This is a genomic window from Streptomyces sp. A0958, from assembly GCF_004795035.1.
Taxonomy (GTDB): Bacteria; Actinomycetota; Actinomycetes; order Streptomycetales; family Streptomycetaceae; genus Streptomyces.
In genome coordinates this window covers 1-15,160 of sequence record NZ_SSBK01000035.1, presented here as the reverse complement: position 1 = coordinate 15,160, position 15,160 = coordinate 1, and the positions used below count along the sequence as shown (strand labels likewise).

General features: G+C 73.2%; 14 protein-coding genes. 11 read left to right on the top strand and 3 right to left on the bottom strand.

What is annotated here, in order from left to right:
- The first annotated feature begins 302 nt into the window (after nt 1-302).
- The 3 genes from E6P78_RS26540 to E6P78_RS26530 all read left to right on the top strand — a co-directional run bounded on the left by E6P78_RS26540 (nt 303) and on the right by E6P78_RS26530 (nt 2,916).
- On the top strand, nt 303-902 hold the full coding sequence (locus E6P78_RS26540) for a DUF3043 domain-containing protein (protein ID WP_136206181.1): 600 nt from the start codon (nt 303-305) through the stop codon (nt 900-902).
- A 119-nt stretch (nt 903-1,021) separates the two neighbouring features.
- Nucleotides 1,022-1,744, top strand: coding sequence for a methyltransferase domain-containing protein (locus tag E6P78_RS26535; RefSeq protein ID WP_136206180.1), 723 nt, complete (start codon nt 1,022-1,024; stop codon nt 1,742-1,744).
- 80 nt (nt 1,745-1,824) lie between these two features.
- Nucleotides 1,825-2,916 carry a trypsin-like peptidase domain-containing protein gene (locus E6P78_RS26530; protein WP_136206179.1) on the top strand — a complete coding sequence of 364 codons (1,092 nt, stop codon included), beginning with the start codon at nt 1,825-1,827 and terminating at the stop codon, nt 2,914-2,916.
- Nucleotides 2,917-2,982: 66 nt separating this feature from the next.
- On the opposite strand, the gene E6P78_RS26525 is transcribed toward E6P78_RS26530, so the two are convergent.
- Nucleotides 2,983-3,195 (bottom strand): hypothetical protein, encoded by a 213-nt coding sequence (locus tag E6P78_RS26525; RefSeq protein ID WP_136206178.1) that lies wholly within the window; start codon nt 3,193-3,195, stop codon nt 2,983-2,985.
- A gap of 126 nt (nt 3,196-3,321) precedes the next feature.
- On the opposite strand from E6P78_RS26525, the gene E6P78_RS26520 reads away from it, so the two are divergent.
- The 4 genes from E6P78_RS26520 to E6P78_RS26505 all read left to right on the top strand — a co-directional run bounded on the left by E6P78_RS26520 (nt 3,322) and on the right by E6P78_RS26505 (nt 8,455).
- Nucleotides 3,322-4,524, top strand: coding sequence for a bifunctional adenosylcobinamide kinase/adenosylcobinamide-phosphate guanylyltransferase (locus E6P78_RS26520; RefSeq protein WP_136206177.1), 1,203 nt, complete (start codon nt 3,322-3,324; stop codon nt 4,522-4,524).
- A gap of 200 nt (nt 4,525-4,724) precedes the next feature.
- Nucleotides 4,725-5,813, top strand: coding sequence for a nicotinate-nucleotide--dimethylbenzimidazole phosphoribosyltransferase (locus E6P78_RS26515; RefSeq protein WP_136206224.1), 1,089 nt, complete (start codon nt 4,725-4,727; stop codon nt 5,811-5,813).
- A gap of 93 nt (nt 5,814-5,906) precedes the next feature.
- Nucleotides 5,907-7,736 carry a phosphatidylglycerol lysyltransferase domain-containing protein gene (locus E6P78_RS26510; protein ID WP_206307919.1) on the top strand — a complete coding sequence of 610 codons (1,830 nt, stop codon included), beginning with the start codon at nt 5,907-5,909 and terminating at the stop codon, nt 7,734-7,736.
- Entirely contained in the window at nt 7,733-8,455 is a 723-nt protein-coding gene (locus E6P78_RS26505) for a hypothetical protein (RefSeq protein WP_136206175.1), read from the top strand. Before E6P78_RS26510 ends, E6P78_RS26505 begins: the two co-directional genes overlap by 4 nt.
- Here E6P78_RS26505 and E6P78_RS26500 read toward each other — a convergent pair.
- Nucleotides 8,398-9,159: a hypothetical protein gene (locus tag E6P78_RS26500; RefSeq protein WP_136206174.1), complete on the bottom strand. Its 762-nt coding sequence runs from the start codon at nt 9,157-9,159 to the stop codon at nt 8,398-8,400. The two genes, E6P78_RS26505 and E6P78_RS26500, sit on opposite strands and share 58 nt — an antisense overlap.
- Nucleotides 9,160-9,246: 87 nt before the next feature.
- Here E6P78_RS26500 and E6P78_RS26495 point away from each other — a divergent pair, with 87 nt between their 5' ends.
- A complete protein-coding gene (locus E6P78_RS26495) occupies nt 9,247-10,026 on the top strand; it encodes an adenosylcobinamide-GDP ribazoletransferase (protein ID WP_136206173.1) in 780 nt (259 codons plus the stop codon).
- Nucleotides 10,027-10,048: 22 nt separating this feature from the next.
- Here the strand turns inward: E6P78_RS26495 and E6P78_RS26490 are convergent, their stop codons facing one another.
- The gene (locus E6P78_RS26490) at nt 10,049-10,906 is read right to left on the bottom strand and encodes an endo alpha-1,4 polygalactosaminidase (RefSeq protein WP_136206172.1); all 858 of its coding nucleotides are present in this window, start codon (nt 10,904-10,906) and stop codon (nt 10,049-10,051) included.
- A 247-nt stretch (nt 10,907-11,153) separates the two neighbouring features.
- Between E6P78_RS26490 and E6P78_RS26485 the strand changes: the two genes are divergently transcribed.
- From E6P78_RS26485 to E6P78_RS26475, 3 genes are all read left to right on the top strand, one after another.
- Nucleotides 11,154-12,707 carry a leucyl aminopeptidase gene (locus E6P78_RS26485; RefSeq protein WP_136206171.1) on the top strand — a complete coding sequence of 518 codons (1,554 nt, stop codon included), beginning with the start codon at nt 11,154-11,156 and terminating at the stop codon, nt 12,705-12,707.
- A 326-nt stretch (nt 12,708-13,033) separates the two neighbouring features.
- Nucleotides 13,034-14,422, top strand: a complete 1,389-nt coding sequence (gene lpdA, locus E6P78_RS26480) for a dihydrolipoyl dehydrogenase (protein WP_168712711.1) — start codon at nt 13,034-13,036, stop codon at nt 14,420-14,422.
- Between the two features lie 60 nt (nt 14,423-14,482).
- On the top strand, nt 14,483-15,160 hold a 678-nt coding region (locus E6P78_RS26475), incomplete at its 3' end, for a biotin/lipoyl-containing protein (protein ID WP_346765616.1).

The following is a 15,160-nucleotide window of genomic DNA, read 5'->3' as shown; positions in this document are numbered from 1 at the left end:
TCAACTGGGCTCCAGCACTCCAACAGAACCCACAGTACGGGCCCTGCCTCTATTACCGCACTGTTCGAGCGTGGATGGGGTCCTCCCCAAGGACGACTGTGCCCGTGGCCCGCTCCGGCCCAGGGAGTAGGTGAGGGCCCGGGAACCGGTGTGAAGGCCGGGAATCAGGGGGATGACGGTCCGGGAATCCGCAGATGACGCCCGTATCGTCCCGCTCGTACACCCACCAGGACGCAGGCCGTTGCCGGATCGTTCCCGACCGGCCTGGGGTCGCCGCGATCGACCCCGTACCCTTGTGCATTGTGTTCCGTAGCCGCTCCAAGGAAGAGAAGGCCCCCACCGACAAGGTGACGGCGGACCTCTCCAAGACGCCCCGCGACCCGCAGGCCCCCAAAGGTCGCCCCACCCCCAAGCGCAGCGAGGCCCAGTCGCAGCGCCGTCGTGCCTCCAGTGGCGCGCCGCTCGACCGCAAGGAGGCCATGAAGCGCCAGCGCGAAGCGCGGCGCGTGGACATGGCCAAGCAGCGGGAGGCGCTCGCCAACGGTGACGAGCGCTATCTGCCGGCGCGCGACAAGGGGCCGGTGCGCCGCTTCGTCCGCGACTTCGTGGACTCGCGCTTCTGCATCGCGGAGTTCTTCCTGCCGCTCGCCGTGATCATCCTGATCCTCAGCGTGATCCAGGTGCAGGGCATTCAGAACATCTCGCTGCTGCTCTGGCTCGTCGTGATCGTGCTGATCGTGTTCGACTCGATCGGGCTCGCGTTCCGGCTGCGCAAGCAGCTGAACACGCGCTTCCCGGACACCCCGAAGCGTGGCGCGGTCGCCTACGGACTGATGCGTACGCTCCAGCTGCGCCGGCTTCGCCTGCCGAAGCCGCAGGCCAAGCGCGGAGAGCGGCCCTGAGTACGGAGTTTCCCGGCCCGGTCGACGGCGTCGCCGCCGGCCGGCCGGCCGCTGCGGTCTCCGGTTTCGCCGGGGCCTCGTCGGCGTGGACGAAGGGGCTCTCGGGGCTGCGCAACACCGTGCGCCAGGAGCTGGTCGCCCGGCAGCTGGACGAGCAGATAGCGGCCCGCTTCCCCGTGGGGCAGCGGCTGCGCATCCTCGACGTCGGCATGGGCCAGGGCACGCAGGCGCTCCGCCTCGCCCGGGCCGGTCACACGGTGACCGGTCTGGAGTCCGACGCGGAGATGCTGCGGATCGCCCGTGAGGCGCTGGGCGGCGAGCCCGCGGGCATCCGCGAGCGGGTCCGGCTCATCGAGGGCAACGGTCAGGACACCGGGGTGCACTTCCTGCCCGGCAGCTTCGACGTGGTGCTCTGCCACGGCGTCCTGATGTACGTCCAGGAGCCGGACGCCATGGTCGCCGGCCTGGCCCGGATGCTGGCACCGGGCGGGCTGCTGTCCCTGCTCGTACGGAACGCGGACGCGCTGGCGATGCGGCCCGGGACGGCCGGGGACTGGGACGCGGCGCTGGCGGCGTTCGACAGCGACCGGTACACCAACCGGCTCGGGCTGTCCGTGCGCGCGGACCGGCTCGACGCCCTCACGGCGACGCTCGCCTCGATCGCCGCGCCGCTGCACGCCTGGTACGGGGTGCGGATCTTCACGGACAACGTGAGCAACGACGTCGAGCTGCCGCCCGCGGCCGAGCTGGAGCGGGTGCTCGCGGCGGAGGACCGGGCGGGGCGGACGGACCCCTACCGCGGGGTGGCCGCGCTGCTGCACCTGTGCGGGGTGCGGGGCTAGGGCCTCCCGTCCGGATCGGGCCGCGCCCCGGTGGACGCGCCCAGCAGGCCACCCATGGGGCCAAAAGTAATAATCCGGACATGGATGCCTTTCACTCCCGCCGCCGTGCGCGCCGGCTGCTGCTGCCCCTGTCCGCCGGCGTCTGCGCGATCGCACTGGTGAGCGGCTGCTCCGGCTCGAACGCCTCCGCCGCGAAGCCCGACGCGACGAAGTCCGGATCGGCCCAGCCGGGCTCGGCTCCCAGGGCCTCCGGCGACCTGCAGAGCGAGTACCAGTCCGTCATCACCGACGTGCTGCCGTCGGTCGTGCAGATCGACGCGTCCGACAGCCTCGGCTCCGGCGTCGTCTACGACGCCAAGGGCCACATCGTCACCAACGCCCACGTCGTCGGCGACGAGAAGACGTTCAAGGTCACGGTGGCCACCGGCGAGAAGGTGCTCAAGGCGTCTCTGGTCGCCGCCTACCCCGAACAGGACCTCGCCGTCATCAAGCTCGACGACGTGCCCGACGGGCTGCGGCCCGCGAAGTTCGGCGACTCGGACAAGGTCGCGGTCGGACAGATCGTGCTGGCGATGGGCTCGCCGCTCGGCCTGTCCAGCAGCGTCACCCAGGGCATCGTCTCGGCGCTCGGCCGGACCGTGAGCGAGAGCAGCGCGGGCGGCGGCACCGGCGCGACCATCGCGAACATGGTCCAGACGTCGGCGGCGATCAACCCGGGCAACAGCGGCGGCGCCCTCGTCAACCTGAACAGCCAGGTCATCGGCATCCCGACGCTCGCGGCCTCCGACCCGCAGATGGGCGACAGCGCGGCGCCCGGGATCGGCTTCGCCATCCCGGCCTCGATGGTGCGCACGGTCGCCGACCAGATCATCAAGAACGGCAAGGTCACCGACTCGGGCCGGGCGGCCCTGGACATCACCGGCCGTACGGTCGTCAACGGCAGCTACCAGCCCGCGGGCGTCGCGATCGTCAGCGTGAAGAAGAACGGCGCGGCCGACAAGGCGGGGCTGCGGTCCGGCGACATCATCACCAAGGTCGACGGCGCGCCCGTCACCACGATCACCTCGCTCTCGGAGGCCCTGGCCGGGAACAAGCCGGGCGAGAAGGCGACCGTGACCTACATGCGCGGCAACGCGCAGAAGACGGCCGAGGTCACGCTCGGCGAGATCTGACGGACACCACGCGACGGCGGCCGCCGGGCGGGCCCGTGGGGCTCACCCGGCGGCCGCCGTGCCCCCTCAGCCGGCCTCGTCGGCCCGAAGGCTCATCGGGCCGTAGATCTTCGTCGCGTCCTCGAAGAGCGTCACCTGGTCCGCCCCGCCGTCCAGGAGTTCCTTCCAGTACTCACCGATCCAGGACTCCGCGTCGCCCTGCGTCGTGAATTCCTCCGGCTGCAGGGCCGGCTCCGTCTCCGTACCGTCGGACTTCTCGAACCGCCACGTCCACGCCATGTGCGCCTCCCGGGTCACTTGTTCCGTTCGGCAGCCTAGTGCTTCCCACCAGCGTGGGAAGGGGCTCTCGCGCCGCTCGCCGCCCCACGTCGCGCACCCCGTGCGGGGACGCGGGAGGATCGGAGCGTGGAACTGACTCTCCTCGGCACCGGAGCCCCCGACGGGCTGCCGCGCCCCGACTGCCCCTGCGCCGCCTGCGCCACCGCCCGCAGCGCGGGCAGCCGGGCCGCGACCGCCCTCCTGGTCGACGACGCGCTGCTGCTCGACCTCACGCCCGGGGCGGTGTTCGCCGCCGCCCGCGCGGGACACTCGCTCACCGGCGTACGCCAGGTGCTTCTCACCCATCCGCACGACGGGCCCGCCGTCGAACTGCCCGCCGGGCTGCCCCCGGCGGGCCGGGTGCCGGACGGGCGGGTGCTGACGCTGATCAGCGGGCACCGGGTGCGGGCCGTGCCGATGGACGCGCCGGGGACGGGGTACGAGGTGACCTCGCCGGAGGGCGCCCGCCTGCTCTACATGCCGCCGGGCGGCGCACCGGCCGGCCTCACCGAGCCGGTGGCGCAGCCGTACGACCTGGTGGCCGGGGACGTCGTGGGGCGGCCCGACGCGGTGGCGCGGCTGCGGGCCGTCGAGGCGATCGGGCCGGAGACCGAGCTGATCGCCGTCCACCTGGACCACGACGCGCCGCCCGGCCCCGAACTGGAGCGCCGGCTCGCCGCAGCCGGGGCGCGGGCCGTGCCGGACGGTACGACCCTGTCGGCCGGCGGCTACCGCACCCCGCCCGGCGTGCCCCGGCGCACGCTGGTGACCGGCGGCGCGCGCTCCGGTAAGTCGGTCGAGGCCGAGCGCCGCCTGGAGACGTACCCGGAGGTCGTGTACGTGGCGACGGGCGGCGGCCGGGACGGGGACGCGGAGTGGGCGGCCCGGGTGGGGCTGCACCGGGAGCGCCGGCCGGCGGCCTGGCGCACCGAGGAGACGTGCGAGGTGGCGGAGCTGCTGTCCTCGGACGGACCGCCGCTGCTGGTCGACTGCCTGTCGCTCTGGCTGACGGACGCGATGGACCGGGTGGACGCCTGGGACGATGCGGCGTGGGCGGAGGGCGGCGAGCGGGCGCTGCGCGCCAGGACCGCCGAGCTGGTCGCCGCGGTGCGCGGGACGCGGCGGACCGTCGTCCTGGTGACCAACGAGACCGGTTCCGGGGTGGTGCCGGCGACGGCGGCCGGGCGGCGTTTCCGGGACGAGCTGGGGCGGCTGAACGCGGCGGTGGCCGAGGAGTGCGAGCAGGTGCTGCTGGTGGTGGCCGGGCAGGTGCTGACCCTGCGCGGCTGACCGCGTGTGCGGGGCCACTCGCCGGCGGGGCGCGCTTCGGCCGCTGGTCGCGGCTGACCGCGCGTGCGTGGGGGCCGCGGCACGGGCGGGGGCCGCGGCACGGGCGGGGGGTGGGAAAACGCGGCGGGTACTGTTCCGCAGTGAGCCCGCAGCCGGGCTCCCCGGCCCACCCCACGTATCGACCCGCGAGGCAGACCCCCGTGAATCTGGACGACTTCTCCGACCTGATCGAACGCCCCGACGGGGGTGTACGGCGAGACGCCGAGGAACGCCGGGAGCGGTTCAGCGTGCCTCCGGGTGCCCTCGGCCGCCTGGACGAGCTGGGCGAGTGGCTTTCGGCCGCCCAGCAGGCCGTACCGGTGCGGACCGTCGAGCAGCCGCGCGTGGTGCTGTTCGCCGGTGATCACGGGGTGGCGGAGCTCGACGTGTCCGGGCGTGCGGCCGGCACCGCGCACGAGCTGGTCCGGGCCACGCTGGACGGGTCGACCCCACTGGCGGTGCTGGCCCGCCGGTTCTCCGTACCGGTGCGGATCGTCGACGCCGGTCTCGACTGCGACCCGGAGCTGCTGCCGGAAGCGGTGGTACGGACCCGGGTGCGGCGCGGCAGCGGCCGGATCGACGTCGAGGACGCGCTGACGGCCGAGGAGGCCGAAGCGGCGGTGCGGCTGGGTATCGCGGTGGCCGACGAGGAGGCCGACTCGGGCACCGACCTGGTGGTGCTCGGCGACCTGAGCGTCGGCGGGACGACGGCCGCGGCCACGCTGATCGCGGCGCTGTGCGGCACGGACGCCTCGGTGGTCACCGGGCGCGGCGGTGCGGGGATCGACGACCTGGCGTGGATGCGCAAGTGCGCGGCGGTGCGTGACTCGCTGCGCCGGGCCCGGCCGGTGCTGGGCGACCAGTTGGAGCTGCTGGCCACGGTGGGCGGCGCCGATCTGGCCGCGATGACCGGCTTCCTGCTGCAGTGCGCGGTGCGCCGGCTCCCGGTGATCCTGGACGGGGTGGTCGGCGCGGCCGCCGCGCTGGTCGGCCAGCGGGCCGCGTTCCGGGCGCCGGACTGGTGGCTGGCGGGCCAGCTGAGCGGTGAACCGGCGCAGGCGAAGGCGTTCGACCGGATGGCCCTCAACCCGTTGCTGGACCACGGCGTCATCGTCGGTGAGGGGTGCGGGGCGCTGCTCGCCCTGCCGTTCGTCCAGGCCGCTGCCGCGCTGGCGGCGGAGCTGCCGGAGCGCGAGCCGGTGGCGGAGGAGGGCGGCACGGACGGTGGGAAGGACGACGCGGAGGACTGACGGCGGGTAGGCCGGCCCATTGCTCTGCGGCTGCCGGACACCGGCCGCGGAGCAGCCCCTCATGAAGCGTGATGCCCCATATGATCGCTTTTCATGGGAGAGGTCCATATGGCCAGCGAAGAATCCGGACGGGGTGCCGTCCGCAAGCCCAGCACCCCGCGTTCACAGCAGGGCGCGGCGCTGGCCATCTGGTACCTGCGCGTCGTGTCGTTCATCAACTTCCTGAGTGCCGTCTGGGTCACCTTCGGCCAGGATCTGCGCCGCCACAACACGGACAACTACTTCACGCCGTATCTGCTCACCGCGGGCTTCTCCTCGGGCGTGGTCGCGCTCTTCCTGGCCGTCACCATGCGGCGGCGCAAGCGGGCAGCCTGGATCGTCAACATGGTGCTGAGCGGCCTGACGCTGCTGCTGTTCGCCGCCGTGATCGGCTTCCCGGAGGTCCGCCGGTACCCGCAGAACTGGATCTCGCTGGCGCTGACCGCCGCGTTCGTCTTCGCGCTGGTCCTCGGCCGGCGCGAGTTCTACGCGAAGGGCGACCGGTCCAACCCGAAGCTGGCGGCGCTGGTGGCGGTCGGCGGGCTGCTGGTCACCTCGCTGCTGGCGGCAGGCCTGGTCACGGTCACCAACACCGCGAGGGACGACTACCGTTCGACGTTCCTGGACCGCTGGGGCTACGGCGCGCTGCGGCTGGTGTCCGTCACGGCCAGCGACTACCGGTTCCCCGGCATCACCGCGCCCGGCTGGGTGAACGTCGCCGTCAACGTCCTGTCCACCCTGCTGCTGATCGCCGTCGTGTACGCGGCCTTCCGCTCCCGCCGCGCGGTCGACCCGATCACCCCCGAGGACGAGGCGGCGCTGCGGGCGCTGCTGGACAAGCACGGCGAGCGGGACTCGCTCGGCTACTTCGCGCTGCGCCGCGAGAAGAGCGCGGTCTGGTCGCCGACCCGGAAGGCGGCGATCGCCTACCGGGTGGTCGGCGGGGTCTCGCTCGCGTCCGGCGACCCGATCGGGGACCCGGAGGCGTGGCCCGGGGCGATCACGCCGTGGCTGGCCGAGGCCCGCGAACACGGCTGGATTCCGGCCGTGATGGGGGCGAGCGAGGAGGCCGGCACGGTCTACGCCCGGCACGGCCTCGACGCCCTGGAGCTGGGGGACGAGGCGATCGTGGAGACGGCCGAATTCACCCTGGAGGGCCGGGCGATGCGGACCGTCCGCCAGGCGTACAACCGGGTGAAGCGGGCGGGTTACGAGGTGACGGTCCGCCGGCACGCCGACATCCCCGAGGACGAGATGGCGGAGCTGGTGCGGCGGGCCGACGACTGGCGCGACGGGGCGACCGAACGCGGTTTCTCGATGGCGCTGGGCCGGCTCGGCGATCCGGCCGACGGGCAGTGCGTGATGCTGGAGTGCCGCGACACCGCGCCCGGCGGGGACGGCGCGCGGGGCGAGTTGCGGGCCCTGCTGAGCTTCGTCCCCTGGGGCCCCAAGGGCCTCTCGCTGGACCTGATGCGGCGTGACCGGGACGCCGAGAACGGGCTTATGGAGTTCATGGTCATCGAACTCCTGCAGCGCGCCGGGCAGATCGGCGTGACGCAGGTGTCGCTGAACTTCGCGATGTTCCGCTCGGTCTTCGAGCGCGGGTCACGACTGGGGGCGGGGCCGGTGCTCCGGATGTGGCGGTCGCTGCTCAGCTTCTTCTCGCGGTGGTGGCAGATCGAATCGCTCTACCGCGCCAACGCCAAGTACCGCCCGATCTGGGAGCCCCGGTTCATGCTCTTCGAGAAGAGCGCCGACCTGCTGCGCATCGGCGTCGCGGCGGGCCGCGCCGAAGGCTTCCTGGAGGCCCCGGGCCTGCCCAAGTGGCTGCACCGCTCGCGGCTGGACCGGGGCCGCGACCTCCCGTCCGGACCGCGTGGATGAGAGCCGTGCGCGCGCTCGGCCGGGCGGCCCGCCGGGAGTGGGGCCCGCTCTGGTCGGCCGTACGGGCGTCGCTCGCCGCCGACGGGCTGCGGGCCGTGCCGATGACGCTGGTGGCGGTGTGCCTGACGGGGCTGCTCCAGGTGGCGCAGAACCGGCCCCGGGGGTACGGGCCGGTGCAGACGCTCGGCGCGGTCCGGGCCCAGGACCCGCTGGGCGTGGCCCTGCTGCGTACCCCGCTGTCGCTGTTCGTACCCGCGCTCGACCTGCCGGTGTGGGGCGCGCTGGCGCAGATGCTGCTGGTGTTCGGGGTCGCGGAGATCTGCCTCGGCCGGTGGCGGACCCTGCTGATCGCGTACGTGGCGACGCTGGCCGGGACGCTGTACGCGCGGATCGGCATCGCGGCCGGGCCCGACGGGTTCTTCGGGCTGCCCGCGTCGGACGCGCGGATCGTGGACACCGGCCCGTCGGCGGCGGTCGTCGCGCTGGCCGTCTGCGTCTGCTGCGCCTACCGGGCCCGGGTCACCGGGGCGCTGGTGATCGCGGCGATGGTGGCCGAGGCCGTGGTGAAGGACAACCTGGCGGGCCGGGAGCACCTGGCGGCCATCGTGGCGGCCCTGGTGCTGTGCGCGGTTCCGGTGCTGCGCGGGAGGCGGCGGGAGGGTCAGGGCTTGGGCGAGGGAGCCGGAACGCGGTCAGGCGCGCCGCCGATGAGGTCCTGAAACCTGCGGCGCGGCCCGGCCCAGCGGACGTCGTGGTGGTAGGCGCGCAGCACCGCGCGGGAGCGGGCGCGGTGCCGGTTGCGGTAGAACCGCTTGGCCCACACCGAGGTCGGCCGGGCCAGCCGGACCGCGCCGATCAGCGCGACGAACGGGACCAGGGTGCCGACCACGGCCATGCGCGCCTTGCCCTTGAACAGGGTGATCAGCACGAAGCAGAAGTTGACGACCACGGTGAGCACGGCACCGGCCCGGCCCTGCTCCTGATCGTCGCTCAGATCGTCCACGCCCAGCGGCGAGAACCCGCCGAGCACCAGCAGCACCAGGGCCGCCGTGAGCACCACGACCTCCACGCTCCGGCGCCCCTCCTCGGTCCAGTACACGTCGTCCAGGTGCAGGATCAGGGCGAACTCGTCCAGCACCAGGCCCGCGCCCATACCGAAGACGACCGCGCAGACCGCCGCCGTGACGCCGTGCCGTCCGCCGGCCACCGCGCCGAAGCCGCCGACGACGCTGAGCACCACGCCGGGCACCACGTGGTGGACGTGGATGCCGCCGGGCGTGATGTTGCGGAACGGCCCCTTCCCGGCCCGGATCATCCGGGTGATGACCCGGGTGACCGCGAACGTCAGTACGAAGGCGGCCAGGGCCAGGAGCAGGGGCAGCTTCCCCGGCTCGACGAAGTTCCGATCGAACCAGTGACCCATGCCACTCACTCCCGACAATCCGCTTCTGCCCTTTATGCGGCATTTCAGCCAATCTAGCGGCCGCCCCCACCGATTAGCCTGCGCGCCGTGACCTCCCTGAACAGCCACGGCGTACGTTTCGCCTTCGGCACCCTGACCGTGCTCCCCGTCCGCGTCACCCGCTGGGACCGCGAGGCCGCCCGGGCCGGGATGCTGTGCGCCCCCCTGGCCGGGCTCGTCGTCGGCGTCCTCGCGGCGGTCCCGGGCGGTCTGCTGCTGTGGGGCGGCTCGGGGCCGCTGCTCGCCGCGGTCGCCTCCGCCGCGGTGCCGGCCGCCCTCACCCGGGGGCTCCACCTGGACGGCCTCGCGGACACCGCCGACGGCCTGGGCAGCGGCAAGCCGGCCGACGACGCGCTGCGGATCATGAAGCAGTCGGACATCGGCCCCTTCGGTGTGATCACCCTGCTGTTCGTCCTGCTGGCCCAGGTGGCGGTCCTTCAGCAGCTGTACGCCCAGGGCTGGACGCACGGGGCGGTGGCGGCCGTCGCCTCCGCCGTCACCGCCCGGCTCGCGCTCACCCTGGCCTCCCGGCGCGGCGTCCCGGCGGCCCGGCCGGAGGGTCTGGGCGCGGCCGTCGCCGGCACGGTCCCGGTGGCCGGCGCCGGGGTGGCCGCGCTCGTGGTGGTGGCGGCCTGCTCGGGCGCGGGCGCGCTGCTCGGCGGGGACGGGGCGCTGCGACACGGACTGGCCGCGGCGGCCGGGCTGCTGGTGGCCGAGCTGCTGCTGCGGCACTGCGTGCGGCGGTTCGGCGGGGTGACCGGGGACGTGTTCGGGGCGCTGGCGGAGACGGCGGCGACGGTCACGCTGGTGGGCCTGGCGCTCGGCTGATGCGGCCCCGGCCGGCGCCCTGTCAGCCCTGGAGGCAGGTCTCGCGCTCGACGCCGAGCTCGTACTCCTTGCGCAGCGAGCTGAGCCCCAGCTTCCGGGACTGCGCGCAGAACCGTGCCGTCGGCAGCTCGTACTCCACGTGGAAGACCGCCTTGCCCGCCTCCACGAACGGGGTGAGCTCCTCGCACTCCTCGTACTGGGCGCACTGCTCGTTGACCGCGAAGTCGAAGTCCGCGACCAGCTCCGGGATCTGCGGGAGGTCGTTCTTCAGGCCGACGGCCATGCCGTGGCGGTGGACCGTTCGGGCGATGAGCCGGTTGTAGCGCAGCTGGTCGGCGGCGGTCAGCGGGAAGCCGCTCTTGTTGCGGTAGCCGTCCATGTTGTCCGGCTCCACCGCGTCGAAGCCCTTCTTCGCGCACATCGCGATCCGGGTCTCCATCAGCGGCTCCAGGACGTCGGTGCGCCGGATGTCGAGCCAGCGCTCGCCCTTCCAGCCGTTGCCCTTGCCGAGGACGGCGGTGGGGAAGCGGGCCGCGTCCGGGCGGAAGTCCTCCCAGGCGCCGGTGGACAGGTAGCAGATGACCTTGCGCCCCTTGCGGTGCAGCGCTTCGACCTCGGCCGCGTTCCGGTCGAAGCCGTCGATGTCGTACACCGGGGCGTCCACCGTCGTATCGAGCCGGCCCGACAGCTGCCACTGCCAGTCGGTGCCCGGCTTCGGCTGCCAGCGCGCGGCGGCGGGCCGCGCGGAGGCGGACGCCTTCCCCTCGGGCGCCCGCCCGGGCTCCGAGGAGCAGCCCGTGAGCGTCACCAGCACCATCAGTACGGTGACGGCGAGAGCACTGCGCCCCGCGGTCACCCGTGCGGCCGTCCGGTCGCGCATCGTTCCCCCATGTTCGCCGGACCCCGGCAACGCGGTTGCGCTCGGGGCCCGTTCCGCCGGGATGATCTTCCCGGGACCACCACCGTACGACGCCCGCGGGGGCCCGACGGCCCGCCCCCGTGATCGGGCAGCAAAGGCGCGCGTAGGCTCATTCCCGGCACATTGCGGCGGCGTCTACGATGCGCCGGGCACGGTCGGCCCACCCCTCGACCGAAAAAGAACTCAACGGAAGCGAGATTTCACCACCGTGACTGCTCTCACTCTCAGCACTGCCGGTGCGGCGACGCTGCGCGCCGACGCCCTCGTCGTGGGCGTCGCCAAGGGCGCTGGATCCAAGCGTGGGGACCTCGTCCTCGCACCGGGCGCCGAGGCCGTGGACAAGGCGTTCGGCGGGAAGCTCGCCGCCGTCCTGGCGACCCTGGGTGCCTCGGGTGCCGAGGGCGAACTGACGAAGGTTCCCGCCCCCGAAGGCCTCAAGGCCCCGGTGGTCGTCGCGGTCGGTCTCGGCTCGGCCCCGGAGAAGAACGGCGCGTACGACGCCGAGGCGCTGCGCCGGGCCGCCGGCGCGGCCGCCCGCTCGCTGGCCGGTGCCAAGAAGGCCGGTTTCGCGCTGCCCATCGACTCCGTCGAGGACGCCGAGGCCATCGCGGAGGGCGCGCTGCTGGGCGCGTACGCCTTCACCGCCTACCAGGCCGGCGAGAACAAGCTCGCCCCCAAGGACGCCAAGGCCGGCGGCCCGAAGCTGCCGCTCGCCGAGGTCGCCGTGCTCGGCGCCAAGCCGCGCGACAAGGCGTTCAAGGCCGCCGCCGAGCGCGCCCTCGCCCTGGCCGAGGAGATCAACCGCGCCCGCGACCTGGTGAACACCCCGCCGAACGACCTGTACCCCGAGTCCTTCGCCGCCGTGGCCACCGCCGCCGGCAAGGAGCACGGCGTCAAGGTGCAGGTCTTCGACGAGAAGGCGCTCGTCAAGGGCGGCTTCGGCGGCATCCTCGGCGTCGGCCAGGGCGCGGCCCGCGGCCCGCGCCTGGTGAAGCTCGCCTACACGCACCCGAAGGCGGAGAAGACCCTGGCCCTCGTGGGCAAGGGCATCACCTACGACTCGGGCGGCATCTCGCTGAAGCCGGCCGGCCACAACGAGACGATGAAGTGCGACATGGCCGGCGCCGCCGCCGTGTTCGCGACCGTCGTCTCGGCCGCCCGCCTGGGCCTGCGCGTCAACGTCACCGGCTGGCTGGCGCTCGCCGAGAACATGCCGTCGGGCAGCGCCACCCGCCCCGGCGACGTCCTGCGCATGTACAGCGGCAAGACCGTCGAGGTCCTCAACACCGACGCCGAGGGCCGGCTCGTCCTGGCCGACGCGCTGACCCGCGCCTCGGAGGAGAACCCGGACGCGATCGTCGACGTGGCGACCCTGACCGGCGCGATGGTGCTGGCCCTGGGCAACCGCACCTTCGGCATCATGGCCAACGACGACGCCTTCCGCACCTCGATCCACGAGATCGCCGAGGAGGTCGGCGAGGCGTCCTGGCCGATGCCGCTCCCGGCCGACCTGCGCAAGGGCATGGACTCCCCGACCGCCGACATCGCCAACATGGGCGAGCGGATGGGCGGCGGCCTGGTGGCCGGTCTGTTCCTGAAGGAGTTCGTGGGCGAGGGCATCGCCTGGGCGCACCTGGACATCGCGGGCCCCGCCTTCCACGAGGGCGCCCCGTACGGCTACACGCCGAAGGGCGGCACCGGCTCGGCGATCCGCACCCTGGTCAAGCTGGCGGAGCGCACCGCCGCCGGCGACCTCGGCTGAGGCAGCGGCTGCGACACGGCCCCGGGCATACGTCCGGGGCCGTACGCGTTCCCCCCACGGCACCGCGCGGCCGGGACGGGGATGGTTTCGCTCTCGACGAAATCCCCTGTTTCCTACCCGGCGGTAATCCACCGGGACGGTCGATCATCCGTCCCGGACACGGGCCCCGCGTCCCGCCCACCGTCAACAAGTGCGAAGATGGGTTCTCGGCAGGACAGGGCCCCCACCACAGGGCCGAAGACAAAGCGGCCGCACACCAGCCGACCGGCCGGTCACACCCCGAGGACGGGGCCCGGCGTACGGCGCACATGCATGGAGGACGTGACGTGGCGAACGACGCCAGCACCGTTTTCGACCTAGTGATCCTCGGCGGTGGTAGCGGCGGGTACGCCGCGGCCCTGCGCGGAGCGCAGCTGGGCCTGGACGTCGCTCTGATCGAGAAGGGCAAGGTCGGCGGCACCTGCCTGCACAACGGCTGCATCCCCACGAAGGCCCTGCTGCACGCCGGCGAGATCGCGGACCAGGCCCGCGAGGCCGGCCAGTTCGGTGTCAAGGCCACCTTCGAGGGCATCGACATGGAGGCCGTCCACAAGTACAAGGACGACGTGATCTCCGGCCTGTACAAGGGCCTGCAGGGTCTCGTCGCCTCCCGCAAGGTGCACTACATCGAGGGTGAGGGGCGGCTCTCCTCCCCCACCTCGGTGGACGTGAACGGCCAGCGCGTCCAGGGCCGCCACGTGCTCCTGGCGACCGGCTCCGTGCCGAAGTCGCTCCCGGGCCTGGAGATCGACGGCAACCGCATCATCTCCTCGGACCACGCGCTGAAGCTGGACCGCGTGCCGAAGTCCGCGATCGTGCTGGGCGGCGGCGTCATCGGCGTCGAGTTCGCCTCCGCGTGGACGTCCTTCGGCACCGACGTGACGATCATCGAGGGCCTGAAGCACCTCGTCCCGGTCGAGGACGAGAACAGCTCGAAGCTCCTGGAGCGCGCGTTCCGCAAGCGCGGCATCAAGTTCAACCTCGGCACGTTCTTCCAGAGCGCCGAGTACACGCAGGACGGCGTCCGCGTGACCCTCGCCGACGGCAAGACCTTCGAGGCGGAGGTGCTGCTGGTCGCGATCGGCCGCGGCCCGGTCTCGCAGGGCCTGGGCTACGAGGAGGCCGGGGTCGCCATGGACCGCGGCTACGTCCTGGTCGACGAGTACATGCGCACCAACGTGCCGACCGTCTCGGCCGTGGGCGACCTGGTCCCGACGCTCCAGCTGGCGCACGTCGGCTTCGCCGAGGGCATCCTCGTGGCGGAGCGGCTGGCCGGTCTCCAGACCGTCCCGGTCGACTACGACGGTGTCCCCCGGGTGACGTACTGCCACCCCGAGGTCGCCTCCGTCGGCATCACCGAGGCCAAGGCCAAGGAGCTCTACGGCGCGGACAAGGTCGTCGCGCTGAAGTACAACCTCGCGGGCAACGGCAAGAGCAAGATCCTCAAGACCGCGGGCGAGATCAAGCTCGTCCAGGTCAAGGACGGTGCCGTGGTCGGCGTCCACATGGTCGGTGACCGTATGGGCGAGCAGGTCGGCGAAGCCCAGCTGATCTACAACTGGGAGGCGCTGCCGGCCGAGGTCGCCCAGCTCATCCACGCCCACCCGACCCAGAGCGAGGCCCTGGGCGAGGCCCACCTCGCCCTGGCCGGCAAGCCCCTGCACTCCCACGACTGATCAGTCGACCGGGCGCGACGACCGACCACTTCCGCATTTTCGTTAGGAGCAACTGAAACCATGTCGGTTTCCGTAACCCTTCCGGCGCTCGGCGAGAGCGTCACCGAGGGCACTGTCACCCGCTGGCTGAAGGCCGAGGGCGAGCGCGTCGAGGCCGACGAGCCGCTGCTCGAGGTCTCGACCGACAAGGTCGACACCGAGATCCCGGCCCCCGCCTCCGGCATCCTGTCCTCCATCAAGGTCGCCGAGGACGAGACCGTCGAGGTCGGCGCCGAGCTGGCCGTCATCGACGACGGCTCGGGCGCTCCGGCCGCCGAGGCCGCCCCGGCCGCCGAGCCGGCCGCGGTTCCCGCCCCGGCCGCCGACGAGGCCCCGACCGCCCCGTCGACCGAGACCCAGGCCCCGGCCGAGGCGCCGAGCGCCGAGGCCACCGCCGGCGCCTCCTCCGCCTCCGGCACCGACGTCACCCTGCCGGCGCTCGGCGAGAGCGTCACCGAGGGCACCGTCACCCGCTGGCTGAAGGAGATCGGCGAGGAGGTCACGGAGGACGAGCCGCTGCTCGAGGTCTCCACGGACAAGGTCGACACCGAGATCCCGGCCCCGGTCTCCGGCGTGCTGCTGGAGATCGTCGTCGGCGAGGACGAGACCGCCGAGGTCGGCGCCAAGCTCGCCGTCATCGGTGCGCCCGGTGCCGCCCCGGCCGAGGCCCCGGCACCGGCCGCCCCCGCACCGGCCGCC

Coding starts and splice junctions, on each gene's coding strand:
- E6P78_RS26525 (WP_136206178.1), bottom strand. CDS start 3,195: ATGGCGTGGACGTGGCGGTTCGAGAAGTCCGACGGTACGGAGACGGAG.
- E6P78_RS26505 (WP_136206175.1), top strand. CDS start 7,733: ATGAGAGCCGTGCGCGCGCTCGGCCGGGCGGCCCGCCGGGAGTGGGGC.
- E6P78_RS26500 (WP_136206174.1), bottom strand. CDS start 9,159: ATGGGTCACTGGTTCGATCGGAACTTCGTCGAGCCGGGGAAGCTGCCC.
- E6P78_RS26530 (WP_136206179.1), top strand. CDS start 1,825: ATGGATGCCTTTCACTCCCGCCGCCGTGCGCGCCGGCTGCTGCTGCCC.
- E6P78_RS26490 (WP_136206172.1), bottom strand. CDS start 10,906: ATGCGCGACCGGACGGCCGCACGGGTGACCGCGGGGCGCAGTGCTCTC.
- E6P78_RS26510 (WP_206307919.1), top strand. CDS start 5,907: ATGGGAGAGGTCCATATGGCCAGCGAAGAATCCGGACGGGGTGCCGTC.